Genomic DNA, 13,645 nt, shown 5'->3' on the forward strand with positions numbered 1-13,645 from the left:
TAGGTCTCCTTCGTTATTTTTATAGTGTGTGGCTTAGCGCGTGAACGCAGCGGCATTGCCGGCATCGACGTTGAGAATGTTACCAGTGCTCTTGCCGGCTTTGTCGCTCGCCAGGAAGTACACGGCTTCGGCGATATCCTCCGGCAGAACACTCAGTTTCAGCATGCTGCGGTCGCGGTAGAACTTCTCGACGTCGTCGGCCTCGATTTTATTCGACTGGGCGCGTTCCTGCTTCCACTTTCCGTCCCAGATGCGCGAGCCGCGAATGACCGCGTCCGGATTGACGACGTTGACCCGAATGCCGTGCGGCGCGCCTTCCAGCGCGATGCAGCGCGCCAGGTGGATTTCCGCCGCCTTGGCGGTGCAGTAGGCCGAAGCGCCGGCCGATGCCACCAGGCCGTTTTTGCTGGCGACGAAGACCATGCTGCCGCCCAGTCCCTGCTGCTTCATGATGCGGAAGGCCGCGCGGCTGGCCAGGAAGTAGCCGGTCACCAGGATGTCCTGGTTGCGCTGCCAGATTTCCAGCGTGGTGTCCTCCAGTGGCGCGGACGAGGCGATGCCGGCGTTGGAGATCAACAGATCGACGCCGCCGAAACGCAGCGCGGCCGCCTGCAGCACACTTTCCACCGCTTCTTCGCTGGTGATGTTGGCGACGATGCTGCCGACGCTGTCTTTGCCCGCCGACTTCACCAGGTCGGCGTGCGCCTGCGACAGCGCTTCCGGATCGATATCGGTCAACATCACGCAAGCGCCTTCTTGCAGCAGCTGCTTGGCGACCGCCTGGCCGATGCCGCCGGCGCCGCCGGTGACCAGCGCGATGCGGCCTGCCAGGCTTTTCGGCTTCGGCATGCGCTGCAGCTTCGCTTCTTCCAGCAGCCAGTATTCGATGTCGAAGGCTTCCTGTTCCGGCAAGCCGACGTAGGTATCGACTCCGTTCGCGCCGCGCATCACGTTGATCGCGTTGACATAGAACTCGCCGGCGATGCGCGCGGTGGCTTTGTCCTTGGCAAACGACAGCATGCCGACACCGGGAATCAGGTAGATGATCGGATTGGCGTCGCGCACGGCCGGGCTGTTATCGTGCTTGCAGCGCTCGTAGTAGGCCACGTAGCCGGCGCGGTATTCCTCCAGTGCCTGATCGAGGCCGGCGACCAGCTTGTCAAAGTCCGGCTTGAGCGGATCGAAGTCGATCACGAACGGACGGATTTTGGTGCGCAGGAAGTGATCGGGGCACGAGGTGCCCAGCGCGGCCAGCGGTTGCAGATCGCGGCTGCAAACGAATTCCAGCACGGCGGCGCTGTCGTCGAAGTGACCGAGCTTGTATTCGTCGCGGCTGATTTTACCGCGCAACAGCGGCATCAATTTGGCCGCCAGCGCGCTGCGCTGCTCGGACGGTAGCGGCTCGATCGCCTGGCCGCCGAACGATGGCTGCTTCGAATTCGCGGCCAGCCATTCCTCTGCGCGTTTAATGATTGCCAGCGTGGTCTCATAGCAGGACTTGGCGGTGTCGCCCCAGGTGAACAGGCCGTGCCCTTCGAGGATGATGCCCTTCAGGTTGGGCTGCGCCTTCGATACCTGTTCCAGTTTCAGGCCAAGGTCGTAGCCTGGACGCTGCCATGGCAGCCATCCCAGCTCGCCCTCGAAGATTTTTTGCGTCAGCGCCTGGCTGCCGGCACAGGCGGCGATGGCGATCACCGCGTCCGGGTGCATGTGGTCGACGTGCTTGCGGGCGATGTAGGCGTGCAGCGGCGTGTCGATGCTGGCTGCGCGCGGATTGAGGTTGAAGGTGCAGTGCGGCAGATAGGCCACCATCTCGTCTTCCAGCGCCAGGCCGCGATAACGTCCCTTCAAGGCGTTGAGCTTGTCCATGTACAGCGTCGAAAAGCCGTCAAGCTTGATGCTGCCAAGGTCGCCACCGGAACCCTTCACCCACAGCACCTCCACCTGCTCGCCGCTGAGCGGATCGTCCATCATGACCTTGGCCGAGGTATTGCCGCCGCCGAAATTGGTGATGCGCAGGTCCGAACCGAGCAGGTTCGAACGGTATAGCAACAGCTCCGGCTCGCTCATGGCTGCCGCAGCTTTGTCGTCCCACAAAGAAGTGATCGGGGCTTGCTGCTGGGTTACTTTCATTTACTGATCTCCGTTGTTTGAGTATGCGTTTCGTGTTCGCTTTTGCCGCTTTTGGCAACTGTAACCAGTAGAAATCAGCGGCGCATGGGTGTCAATGCGCCAGCGCTCAAGTTGATGACCAAGTAGGAAATAATCATATCGATGATCGAAAGGTGATCAGTTCACGAAAACGATATCGAAACAATCAAATATTTGATCGACTAATGATTGACGTAAGATTTTGAAATGTTTAGTCTTAGTAATTAATAAAGGCGCACACCGGATCGGTCCCCCAGAAAACTGTGGCAGCGACGGTAGTAAGCGCCAAATAAAAGGAGACAGGAATGGTAAATCACAAGCGCCGTAAACGTTTGCTGAAGTTGCTCGCCGAACATAATACGGCCAGCGTGCCGCAATTGGTCGACTGGCTCAGCGCCTCCCCCGCCACGGTGCGCCGCGACATCAGCTGGCTCGCCGCCCGCAGTCTGCTCACCCGCACCCGTGGCGGCGCCGCGAACCTGGAGCAGAAAAAACGCAGCTTCACCCTCACCAGCGAGACCTTCCAGCACAATATCCAGTGCTACGCCGAGCGCAAACGCGCCATCGCCCGCCACGCCGCCGGCATGTGCACCGAAGGCGAAACGATCATCATCAACGGCGGCACCACCACCTTCATGATGGCCGAATTCCTGGTCGACCAGCACCTCAAGATCCTCACCAATTCCTTCCTCATGGCCGAGCGCCTGCTGGTATCGAGCGAAAACGAGATCATTGTCCCCGGCGGCAAAGTCTATCGCGAGCAGAACGTCATCCTCAGCCCCTTCGACAACGACATCACCCAGCATCATTACGCGGCCAAGATGTTCATGAGCGTCTACGGCCTGTCGCTGCTTGGACTGATGGAAGCCGACCCGCTGCTGATCCAGGCCGAGAAGCGCCTGATCTCGCAGGCGGAAGAACTGATCGTCTTGGTCGACAGCTCCAAGTTCGCGAAGAAGGCGGGCCTGATCCTGTGCGGCTTGAACCGCGTATCGACCGTCATCACCGACACCTACGCCTCTGATTCGGCGGTGCAGCTGCTCGAGCAATCCGGCGTGCGCGTGGTCACCGTGGAGCCGGAAGCGATTCCCGCCCAGCACAACGCCAGCCAGTTCAATCCACCGTTCGACTACCAGTCGGCGGCGATGTACCAATCGGAGGTATCGCATTGAAGCGCAGGAAGATCGTATTGGCGGCCGTTGCCGCCGGCCTGCTCACGGCCATCGCCGGCTGCGGCGAGAAGAAAAGTGAGAACATGCGCATCGCGATGGTCGTCAAAAGCCTGGGTAACGGCTTCTTCGACGCCGCCCACACCGGCGCCAAGGACGCGGCCAAGGAGCTGAAAAATGTGGAGATCATCTACACCGGCCCGACCACGCCGAGCGCCGAGGGCCAGATCGAAATCATCAACTCGTTGATCAGTCAAAAGGTCGACGCCATCGTCATCTCCGCCAACGACCCGAACGCGCTGGTGCCGATCACGAAGAAGGCCATGGCGCGCGGGATCAAGGTAATCTCCTTCGACAGCGGCCTGGCGCCCGAAGGCCGCCTGATGCAGCTGAATCCCTCCAACGCGGACCTGATCGGATTGAAGCAGATCCAGATGGCGTCCGACGCCATTGGCGGCAAGGGTGAGATCGCGATCCTGTCGGCATCGGCACAGGCTACCAACCAGAATATCTGGATCGGCGTGATGAAGAAGACGCTGGAGAAGCCCGAGTTCAGCAACATGAAGCTGGTCGCCACCGTCTACGGCGACGACCAGTCGGACAAGAGCTACCGCGAGGCCATCGGCCTGTTGCGCAGCAATCCGAACCTGAAGGCCATCATCGCCCCGACCACGGTCGGCATCAACGCCGCCAGCAAGGCGGTGGTCGACGAAAACCTGGTCGGCAAGGTGTTTGTCACCGGCCTGGGTCTGCCGTCCGAAATGGCGGGCCATGTCAAGAGCGGCGCGGTGCGCGAGTTCGCGATCTGGAATCCGATCGATCTCGGTTACGCCGCCACTTACGCCGCCTACGACTTCGTCAAAGGCCAGCCCACCGCCAAACCCGGTGGCAGCGTTTCGGCCGGCCGCATGGGCAGCATCGCATTGGACGCCAACGGTGAAGGCGCGATGGCGCCGCCATTCACCTACGACAAAGGGAACGTCGACAAGTTCTCCAAGATCTTCTGAGCTGGAGTCCTATGAATACCAATACAACCCCGGTCCTGCAATTGACCGGGATCTGCAAGCGCTTTGCCGGCATCGTCGCGTTGAACAACGTGGCGCTGTCGGTACGCGCGGGTGAAGTCATGGCGCTGATCGGAGAGAACGGCGCCGGCAAATCGACATTGGTCAAAACCCTGACCGGTATCTACCGGCCGGACGAAGGTTCGATCGAACTGGCCGGCCAACCGATCAAGTTCGCCAACGCGCAGGACGCGATGCGCGCCGGCGTCACGGCGGTGCACCAGGAAACCGTGATGTTCGACGAGCTGACCGTGGCGGAAAACATCTACGTCGGCCGCCAGCCTTGCAAGGGGGCCTCCGGCCGCATTGACTGGAGCAAAATCGAGGCCGAGGCGGAGAAGCTGTTCGCGCGCCTGGAGGTCAACCTGCCGGTGCGCGCCCGCGTCAAGGATCTGAGCGTGGCCCAGCGCCACTTCGTCGAAATCGCCCGCGCGCTGTCGCAGGACGCGCGCGTGGTGATCCTGGACGAGCCGACGGCGTCGCTGTCGCAGCGCGAAATCCACGAACTCTATCGCATCATCGGCCAGCTGCGCGCGGCTGGCACCGCGATCATTTTCATCACCCATAAATTCGACGAGATCTTCGCCGTGGCCGACCGTTACACAGTGCTGCGCGACGGCCAGTTCATCGCCGAAGGCGCGATCGCCGACGTCACCGAGCAGGATCTGGTGGCGCTGATGGTGGGCCGCACCGTCAAGCAGGCCTACCCCAAGGCCCACGTCACGCCCGGCGAGGTGCTGCTGGAAGTGAAAAACCTGTGCCACCCTACCGAATTCGACGACGTCAGCTTCTCCTTGCGGCGCGGAGAAATCCTCGGCTTTTATGGATTGGTCGGCGCCGGCCGCTCGGAGGTCATGCATGCTATCTTTGGATTGAGCACCGCCGTGCGCGGAACGGTCAGGCTTGATGGCAAGGAGATTTGCGTCACCTGCGCGTCCGACGCTATCAAGCACGGCATCGCTTATGTGCCGGAGGACCGTCAGCACCAGGGCGCGCATCTGTCGCTGCCTATCATGCAGAACATCACGCTGCCTATCCTGTCCAGGGTCGGCTTCTTCCTGCGTGGACGCCGGGCGCAGGAGACCGCGATCGCGCGCCACTACGCCGAGCAGCTGGAACTGAAGGCGGCGCACTTGACGCAAAACGTCTCCGAACTCTCCGGCGGCAACCAGCAGAAGGTCGTGCTGGGCAAATGGCTCGCGACCAATCCAAAAGTGATCATTCTGGACGAGCCGACCAAAGGCATCGACATCGGCTCGAAGGCCGCCGTGCACCGCTTTATCGGCGAGCTGGTGAGCAAGGGACTGTCTGTGATCCTGGTCTCGTCCGAACTGCCCGAGGTCATGGGCCTGGCCGACCGCATCGTCGTCATGCACCAGGGTCGCATCGAACATACATACAACCGCGCGGACGCAACGCCGGAAAATATCGTGGCCGCCGCCTCGGGCTGCGCGCTGCCAGTGGAGGAATGCGTATGAAGGCGCTGCTGAAAATGCGCGAAGTTCAGCTTGCGCTGTGCACCGTCGCACTGATTATATTAGTGGGCACGCGGGCGCCGGTGTTCGTCACCGGGTCCAGCCTGGCCAATCTGCTCACCGACAGTACCCTGCTGATCATGCTGGCCTTGACGCAGATGCTGGTCATCGTCACGCGCGGCGTCGATTTGTCGGTCGCCTCCAGCTTGGCGCTGGCGGGCATGATGTCGGCGCTGCTGGCGTCCCGTTTTCCCGAACTGCCGCTGCCGCTGGTGATGCTGGCCGCAGTGGCCATCGGGCTGCTGCTTGGTTTGATCAACGGCTACCTGATCGGCTATCTGGATCTGGCGCCCATCGTCGTCACCTTGGGAACCATGAGCGTCTATCGCGGCCTGGTGTTCGTACTGTCCGGTGGCGCCTGGGTGTCGTCGCACCAGATGCCGGCCGACTTCATCGCCTTCCCGCTGGCGCGCCTGTTCGGCGTCACGCATCTGGTGTGGATCTCGGCGCTGACCGTGCTGGCGGCGTGGTATGTCGCAAAGCACAGCCGCTTCGGCCGCGACCTGTACGCGATCGGCAACGAGCCGTTTTCCGCGCGCTACGTCGGCATTCCGATCGCCAGCCGCTTGATGTGGACCTACGGCCTGTCCGGCGCCATGGCCGGCTTGTGCGGCTACCTGTGGGTGGCGCGCTACGCGGTCGCCTACACCGAGATCGCCTACGGCTTTGAATTCACCGTCATCGCGGCGTGCGTCATCGGCGGCATCAGCATCGCCGGCGGCAGCGGCAGCGTGGCCGGCGCGGTGCTGGGCGGTCTGTTCCTCGCCGTGATCGGCAACGCGCTGCCGGTGGTGAAGGTATCGCCGTTCTGGCAAAGCGCGCTGACCGGCGTCGTGATCCTGACGGCGGTGCTGATCAATGCCCGTGGCGGCAGACCTATCGGCCGGCAAATCCTGCCGCTGCACCTGAATAAATCCAACGCAACAGGGAGCGCTGCGTGAATACGAGTACCGTGATGTCCAATTCCGCCGACGCGCCTGAAAAAGCCAGCTCCTCCCGCTACATCATCGCGGACCGTCCGGGCTTTCGCCTGGGGACCCTGCTGGGCCGCTGGGAAAGCCTGCTTGCGCTGCTGCTGGTGGCGGCCTTCGCCGCCAACGCCATCATGCTGCCGCACTTCCTGGACCTGTACAACCTGGCCGACGGCACCTTCAACTTCAGCGAAAAGGCGCTGATCGCGCTGCCGATGGCGTTGTTGATCATCTGCCGCGAGATCGACATTTCCGTGTCCGGCATCCTCGCGCTGTCGTCGGTGGCGATCGGCCTGGCGCACGCCAACGGCGTGGCGCCGGAGCTGCTGCTGCCCATCGCCTTGGCCACCGGTACGGCCTGCGGCTGGCTCAATGGCATTATGGTCACCCACTTCCGGCTGCCGTCGATCGTTGTCACCATCGGCACCGTTTCGCTGTTCCGCGGGCTGGCCAGCGTGGTGCTGGGCGATAAGGCCTTCACCGGCTACCCGCAGGTGATGGCCGACTGGGGCCAGGGCTACTTCTTCGGCTTCATCCCGCGCGAATTCATCATCCTGCTGGCGTTCGCGGGGCTGTTCGCGTTCGTGCTGCACGCGACGACCTGGGGCCGCCGCATCTACGCCATCGGTAACAACCCGGTCGCGGCGCGCTTCTCCGGCATCGCCGTCGACCGCTATCGCCTGGTGCTGTTCATGCTGACCGGCGCGATGGCCGGACTGGCAGCGTACCTGCTGACGGGGCGCATCGGCAGCACGCGGCCGAATATCGCCATGGGCTGGGAGCTGGAAGTGATCACGATGGTGATCCTGGGCGGCGTCAGCATCGCCGGCGGCGCCGGCACCATCGGTGGCGTGATGCTGGCGGTGCTCACTTTGGGCACCGTCACCTACGGGCTGTCGCTGGCCAATATCCCAGGCATCTACATGACCATCGTCGTCGGTATTCTGCTGCTGGCGACCATCGCCCTGCCACGTCTGTTGCGCGGTCGAAGGACCGCCAAATGAGCTTGCCGATCGAAGCCACCATCGTCCTCGATATCGGCAAGACCAACGTCAAGCTGGTGCTGATCGATGTCGACGGCGCGGTGCTGGCGGAGCGCCGCAGCCCGAATACGATATTGAATTGCGGGCCGTATCCGCATCACGACACTGACCGTATCTGGAGCTGGATGCTGGACGGGATGCTGCAATTTTCGACGCTCGCGCATGTGGGTGCCATCGTCAGCGTCACGCACGGCGCCACGGCGGCGCTGGTCGATGACGAGGGACTGGTGCTGCCGGTGCTCGACTACGAGTTCGAAATGCCCACCGAACAGGGCGCGCACTATGCCGGCCAGCGGCCGCCCTACTCCGCGACCTATTCGCCTCGCCTGCCGGCCGGCCTGAATCTGGGGAGGCAGCTGGCGTGGCAAGCGCAAGCCTTTCCCGAGCAATTCGGCCGCGCGCGGCATATCCTCATGTATCCGCAGTATTGGGCCTGGCGTTTGAGCGGCGTGGCGGCCAGTGAGGTCACGTCGCTGGGTTGTCACACGGATCTGTGGCAACCTTCGCGCCAGCAGTATTCATCGCTGATCGAGCGCATGGGTTGGAGCGATTTGTTCCCGCCGCTGCAGCCTGCGTGGGCGCCGCTTGGTTTCTTGAAGGCGGAACTGGCGCGGCAAACCGGCTTGCCGTCCGAGTGCAGGGTCTTGTGCGGCATCCATGACAGCAACGCATCGCTGTTGCGGCATTTCGCACGTGCCGAAGGCGGTGAAGGCGATGCGCCGGCGGTGCTGTCGACCGGAACCTGGGTGATCGCCGCCGCGCCGGGCAAGCCGCTGGAAGGCTTGCGCGAGGCGGCCGACATGCTCGCCAATAGCAACGCGATGGGCCATGCCGTGGCGTGCATGCGTTTCATGGGTGGGCGCGAGTTCGGGGAGTTGGCCGGGGCGGAGCTGGAGGTTTGTGGCGTTGAGGATTTGCGCTTGCTGATCGAACGGCAGACGATGGCGCTGCCGTGTTACTCGCAGGCTGGCGGCCCGTTTGCCGGGCGGACGGGCGAGATTGTCGGGTTGGCCCCGCAGGACAACAGGCAGCGTTACGCGCTTGCCACGCTGTATTGTGTTTTGATGAGCGATTACTGCCTGGAGCAGTTGGGTGCGGACGGCGCGGTGGTCGTTGAGGGTAGTTACACGGGGAATCCGTGGTTTGCGCCCTTGCTGGCGGCGTTGCGTCCGAATCAGCAAATTAGTAGCACGGACGACACCAGCGGAACTACATGCGGAGGGTGGATGCTGCATCACTGGGGGAGCGCCCCGGCTGTACGAAATACGACAGCGGAGCCGCTCGGGATCGATGGTTGGGACGACTATAAGCAGCGCTGGCGGTCCCTCGTGGAGGCGCGTAGGGCGGATTAGCGTAGCGTAATCGGCCATGCATGCTCCGTCGGCGGCGCATGCATGGCCGATTACGGCGTTCCGCCTAATCCGCCCTACGTGTCTCCGTTGTCATTTACGCTTGTCGGCTACCGGTTGACCGAAGTTCGGCGTGCCGTCCGCGTTCCAGTGCAGCACCTGCGCGCGGGTGTGGCGGTTTTGATCGTTCAACGGATCGCCGACGATGTCGCGGTAATTGCGTGCGTGGTAGACCAGGATATCCGTCTTGCCATCCGGCGTGGTCGTGAACCAGTTATGCCCCGGCCCATACTGGCCATTCGCCTCGCTGCTGACAAACACCGGCTTCGCCGACTTGCTCCAGGTGCCGGGCTTCAGCAGATCCCCTCCCACCGGCGCCGTCAACAAACCAAGCGCATAATTCGCATCCGTCGCGCTGGCCGAGTAGCTGACAAACACCTTGCCATTCTTGACCAGCACCGCCGGCGCTTCGTTGACGGCGTGCTTGACCTTCTCCCAGTCATACTCCGGCTTCGTCAGCATCACCGCCGGGCCTTTGATCGACGCTGGCGTATCCATCGCGGCGATGTAGATATTGGTGGCGTGCGTGGTCGATTCCGGAGCGACCTGCGTCCACAGCAAATACCGTTTGCCATCCAGCGCAAACGTGGTGGCGTCCAGCGAGAACGATTCCCAGCCGGTCTTGAGCTGCCCCAGCTCCTTCCATTCCCCTTCCAGCGGATTGGGCGAGCTGTTTTCCAGCACGTAGAGACGGATATCCCAGATCTTGTCGGAGGCGCCGGCCGTGAAGTAGATATACCATTTGCCGCCGATGTAGTGCATCTCCGGCGCCCAGATGTGTGCCCCCATGATGCCGCTGGCGTGCTTGCGCCATACCACCTTGGCCTCGGCCGATCCCAGGTCGTTGAGCGAGCGCGCGCGCCGCAGTTCGATGCGGTCGTACTCCGGCACCGTGGCGGTGAAGTAGTAATAGCCGTCGCTGTGCAGCGAGACCTGCGGGTCGGCCCGCTGTTTGACCAGCGGGTTGTTAAATACCGGTTCCGCCGCCGATGCGGCGAGCGCAAACGAAAAAACAGCGGCCATGCAGGCCGCCGTTTTCAGTCCGCGCGCAATAAACGCTTGCGCCATGGATGCCCTTAGTTTTTGATCGATAAACTCACGAAGTAACGACGGCCGGACCATGCCACTTCGTTCACGCGGAACGGATCGCCGCCGTCGGTGGTCTGCGCCTGGTCCGTCAGGTTCTTGCCTTCGATGGAGAACGTGATGTTGTCATTGTAGCGATATTGGAACTTCGCGTCGAGGAAACCTGTCTTCTGCTGGAAGGTCGGGTTGCCCGCCACATCGTTGTTACCCGTGTAAAAACGATCACGGAAGTTGTAGGCCACGCGGGCGTTGATTTTGCCCAGGTCATACCACAGCGCCGCGTTGTAGCTGTTTTTCGACAGCCCCGCGTACGGCAGAACCGTGCCGTCCAGCGGGTTGATTCGTTCGGTGCCGGCCGCGTATTTGTACGTCATGCGGGTATAGTTGACGTCTCCGCCGAAGCCGCCCAGCCATCCGGGCAGGAAGGTGAACGCGGTGCGCGCCGTCAGCTCGACGCCTTTGGTGGTGGCGCCCTCGCCGTTGATCGCCTGTGTGACGTCGAACCGCCGGCCATCGCCGAACAGGTCGACGCCCCTGACGATTTGCTTCTCCAGGATGTAGCTGTCGATCTTCTTCTTGAACAGGCCGACGCTGACCTGGCTGTCCGCGCTCGGATAGTATTCGAAGCTCAGGTCCGTGTTCGTCGCGCGGAACGGCTTCAGGTTCGGATTGCCGGCCGTGCAATCGTCGTCGCCCTCGCCGCCGTATGCGGGATTGCCGCTGCCGGTGATGCAGCGGGCGTTCGGCGCTAGCAGGTCGACGCGCGGCCGCGACATCACCTTGGCGAGTCCGAACCGCACCATGAACTTGTCCGGAACGGCCCAGGCCATCACGTTGAGGCTTGGCAGGTAGTCATGGTAGCTGTTCTCCAGCGAGAGAATATTGGTGCCGTACAGGTAGTCGGAGTAGCCGGCCGCCGAACCAGGATTCGGCACGCGGATGCCGGAGGACTGCGAACCAGTGGATTTGTCGCGCGTGCCGGTATAGCGCACGCCCAGGTTGCCCCAGATCTGGTGCTCATACAGCTCGGTGTCGAAATCGACCCGCACATACGCCGACTTGATGCGCTCTTCGACCCGGTAGGCGGGAATCTGTGGATGCATGTTGCCGTCGGTGCCGATGCCGTTGTAGATGGCGTCGAAGTTGAACTTGGACGTGTCGAAGTACGGGGCTGCCGCGCTGTAGACAGGTGTCATCCAGCCACTCGGGATGTTGCCGACCTTGTCGTAGCCGCCGAAGAAAGTGCCAGGCGAGCGCCCGCGCACGGCGTCGACCAACTGCGCCATCTGCGCGGCGTTGACATAGCGGCTGGACCATCCGGGATCGGCGATGTTGAACCTGTCCGGCCCGCGTATCACGCCGCTGGTGTTGTTCGGGTCATAGGTCACCGTCTGGTTGATGTTGGCGCCGCCGACGATCAGGTCGTCCGCCGTACCCGCCAGATCGGAGCCGTTGTCGAGCACATAGGAAGTACCGTTATAGCGCTGCGCGGACGATTTGCGCGCCTGCACGCCAAACCATACCTTGCTGAAGAATGGCGTCGACAGGCGGTACTTAAAATCGAGCTTGGCCTGATCTTCGTCGTTCTTGGTTTCGTAGGGACGGTACTGCAGCTGCGCGCTGACGTAGGAGCGGCTGTCCTCCGGCGAATAGCCGGCCGGGAAGTCAAAATGCGGCAAGCCCTGGGCGTCGAGCGAGACCTTCAAGCCCGGCGCGTTTTGCGACAGCACGATGCTGTTGGTCTCATTGTGATAATTCGAACGCGAGGTGCCGGCAAGGCCCTCGATCTCCAGCGGCCCTTTTTTATAGGTGAAGCCGGACGTAACGTAGCGTGAATCGATTTTCAGGTCGAAATCGCGCGCCTGGGTGCTGAACGAGCCCTGCCCGGCGATGCCGTTCAAATAGGTGCAGCTGCCGACCGTGTACTCGGTCACGTAGTGGTTGGCGACGGTCATGCCGGCCGGCGTGGAGGCGGTCGGCGCGGCGGTGCAAGTGGCGCCGGAAGGAACACCGGAGGCGTTGTAGGTCGGCGCGCGGCCGGCGTTGGACAGCCGGGTGACGGCACTGAAATCGGTGCCGAAGTTACGGTCGTTGAGGCGCTGGTCCTGCTTGTTGGCCTGATAGCTGACATACGCTTTCAGGTCGTTGCTGAATTTATACTGCGCGGTCAACTCGGCCGACGAGCGTTTATGATCGCGGGTCCAGATGCCGTAGCGCGGCGTGCCCGGCGAATAGTCATACCATTGCTGGTTACAGGCGGTGCGCTGCGCGGCCGACAGGTTGGCGGCGCCGCAGCCGGAAACGTCCGAGATGCCAGCCACCGACGGATCGAGCGAGGTGACGGTTTTCTCCGGCGAGAAGTCCCAGTCGCGCAGGAAGCGCCAACTGGTGTTGCGGGTGTAGTCGTTGCGTGTGCGGACGTCGTCATAGACCACGTTGGCCATCAGCCCGAGGCGCCCGTCCAGGAACTGGTCCGCGATCAGCAGGCTGGCGCGCGGCTGCACGCCGCCACGGCTGGACGACTGTTCGCCCGACACGGTGCTGGCGATGGTGAACTTCTTGAAATCGAGCGGCTTGCGGGTGGTGATCACCACCGTGCCGCCGACACCGCCCTCGGTCAGGTCGGGCGTGCTGCCCTTGAAGACGTCGATCGACGCAATCAGCTCCGAAGCCAGCTCGCGCAGCTCGGCGCCCCGGCCGGCGTTGCCGTTGGTGCCCAGCACCGACATGCCGTTGATCTCGACCCGATTCAAATCCGGCTCGACACCGCGAATCGAAATCTGCGAACCTTCGCCGAAGTCGCGCGTGAGCTGCACGCCGGTGATGCGCGACAGCGCCTCGCCGACGTTCTTGTCGGGGAACTGGTTGATGTCCTCGGCCACCAGCGAGTCCGAGACGGTGGAGTTGCGGATCTTGCGGTCGATCGCCGACGCCACCGATTTACGGGTGCCGACCACGGTGACGACGGCCGGCGGCGCGTCGTCCGGCGCGCGCGGCACGCCGGCCGGCTGCGAGGTGGGCTGGGAAGCCGGCGCGGATGCATCGGTCGATTGCGCCATCGCGGCGTTACTGGCCAGGATGGAGGCGACCGCAGACGCCACGGCGGCTACGATGACACGCTGGGTGGTACGGCTGCCGGCCTGCTTCGACTGCGTGCTTGCTGTCTTCATTACTGTGTTCACTTTTGTCTCCCGTCGTCTCGGCCGTGTGTCCGGCC

The 13,645-nt window shown here is 62.8% G+C and carries 9 protein-coding genes; 6 read left to right on the forward strand and 3 right to left on the reverse strand.

Translation table 11 applies throughout. The features are described 5' to 3' along the window. Positions 1-33: 33 nt before the first annotated feature. The gene (locus NHH88_18255) at positions 34-2,070 is read right to left on the reverse strand and encodes a bifunctional rhamnulose-1-phosphate aldolase/short-chain dehydrogenase (protein USX17372.1); all 2,037 of its coding nucleotides are present in this window, start codon (positions 2,068-2,070) and stop codon (positions 34-36) included. 386 nt (positions 2,071-2,456) lie between these two features. Here NHH88_18255 and NHH88_18260 point away from each other — a divergent pair, with 386 nt between their 5' ends. The 6 genes from NHH88_18260 to NHH88_18285 are packed head-to-tail and all read left to right on the forward strand — an operon-like array spanning position 2,457 to position 9,285. Next, positions 2,457-3,323 carry a DeoR/GlpR family DNA-binding transcription regulator gene (locus NHH88_18260; GenBank protein ID USX11650.1) on the forward strand — a complete coding sequence of 289 codons (867 nt, stop codon included), beginning with the start codon at positions 2,457-2,459 and terminating at the stop codon, positions 3,321-3,323. Next, positions 3,320-4,327 carry a rhamnose ABC transporter substrate-binding protein gene (gene rhaS / locus NHH88_18265; GenBank protein USX11651.1) on the forward strand — a complete coding sequence of 336 codons (1,008 nt, stop codon included), beginning with the start codon at positions 3,320-3,322 and terminating at the stop codon, positions 4,325-4,327. The genes NHH88_18260 and rhaS overlap by 4 nt, the downstream gene beginning before the upstream one ends. Positions 4,328-4,338: 11 nt before the next feature. Further along, on the forward strand, positions 4,339-5,862 hold the full coding sequence (locus NHH88_18270) for a sugar ABC transporter ATP-binding protein (protein USX11652.1): 1,524 nt from the start codon (positions 4,339-4,341) through the stop codon (positions 5,860-5,862). Then, the gene (locus tag NHH88_18275; protein ID USX11653.1) at positions 5,859-6,860 is read left to right on the forward strand and encodes an ABC transporter permease; all 1,002 of its coding nucleotides are present in this window, start codon (positions 5,859-5,861) and stop codon (positions 6,858-6,860) included. Before NHH88_18270 ends, NHH88_18275 begins: the two co-directional genes overlap by 4 nt. A gap of 14 nt (positions 6,861-6,874) precedes the next feature. Then, positions 6,875-7,894, forward strand: a complete 1,020-nt coding sequence (locus NHH88_18280; protein ID USX17373.1) for an ABC transporter permease — start codon at positions 6,875-6,877, stop codon at positions 7,892-7,894. Then, complete coding sequence (locus NHH88_18285; GenBank protein USX11654.1) at positions 7,891-9,285, forward strand: L-fuculose kinase; 1,395 nt, start codon at positions 7,891-7,893, stop codon at positions 9,283-9,285. Before NHH88_18280 ends, NHH88_18285 begins: the two co-directional genes overlap by 4 nt. A 90-nt stretch (positions 9,286-9,375) precedes the next feature. Here NHH88_18285 and NHH88_18290 read toward each other — a convergent pair whose 3' ends face one another. Further along, positions 9,376-10,365 carry a glycoside hydrolase family 43 protein gene (locus tag NHH88_18290; GenBank protein USX11655.1) on the reverse strand — a complete coding sequence of 330 codons (990 nt, stop codon included), beginning with the start codon at positions 10,363-10,365 and terminating at the stop codon, positions 9,376-9,378. Between the two features lie 53 nt (positions 10,366-10,418). Continuing rightward, a complete protein-coding gene (locus tag NHH88_18295) occupies positions 10,419-13,598 on the reverse strand; it encodes a TonB-dependent receptor (GenBank protein ID USX11656.1) in 3,180 nt (1,059 codons plus the stop codon). Positions 13,599-13,645: the final 47 nt, after the last annotated feature.

Source organism: Oxalobacteraceae bacterium OTU3CAMAD1 (assembly GCA_024123915.1).
Classification (GTDB): Bacteria; Pseudomonadota; Gammaproteobacteria; order Burkholderiales; family Burkholderiaceae_D; genus Rugamonas.

Bases quoted from the DNA above. Each gene is read 5' to 3' on its own strand.
- NHH88_18255 (USX17372.1), bottom strand. From the start codon at position 2,070: ATGAGCGAGCCGGAGCTGTTGCTATACCGTTCGAACCTGCTCGGTTCG.
- NHH88_18260 (USX11650.1), top strand. From the start codon at position 2,457: ATGGTAAATCACAAGCGCCGTAAACGTTTGCTGAAGTTGCTCGCCGAA.
- NHH88_18270 (USX11652.1), top strand. From the start codon at position 4,339: ATGAATACCAATACAACCCCGGTCCTGCAATTGACCGGGATCTGCAAG.
- NHH88_18275 (USX11653.1), top strand. From the start codon at position 5,859: ATGAAGGCGCTGCTGAAAATGCGCGAAGTTCAGCTTGCGCTGTGCACC.
- NHH88_18280 (USX17373.1), top strand. From the start codon at position 6,875: ATGTCCAATTCCGCCGACGCGCCTGAAAAAGCCAGCTCCTCCCGCTAC.
- NHH88_18285 (USX11654.1), top strand. From the start codon at position 7,891: ATGAGCTTGCCGATCGAAGCCACCATCGTCCTCGATATCGGCAAGACC.
- NHH88_18290 (USX11655.1), bottom strand. From the start codon at position 10,365: ATGGCCGCTGTTTTTTCGTTTGCGCTCGCCGCATCGGCGGCGGAACCG.
- NHH88_18295 (USX11656.1), bottom strand. From the start codon at position 13,598: ATGAAGACAGCAAGCACGCAGTCGAAGCAGGCCGGCAGCCGTACCACC.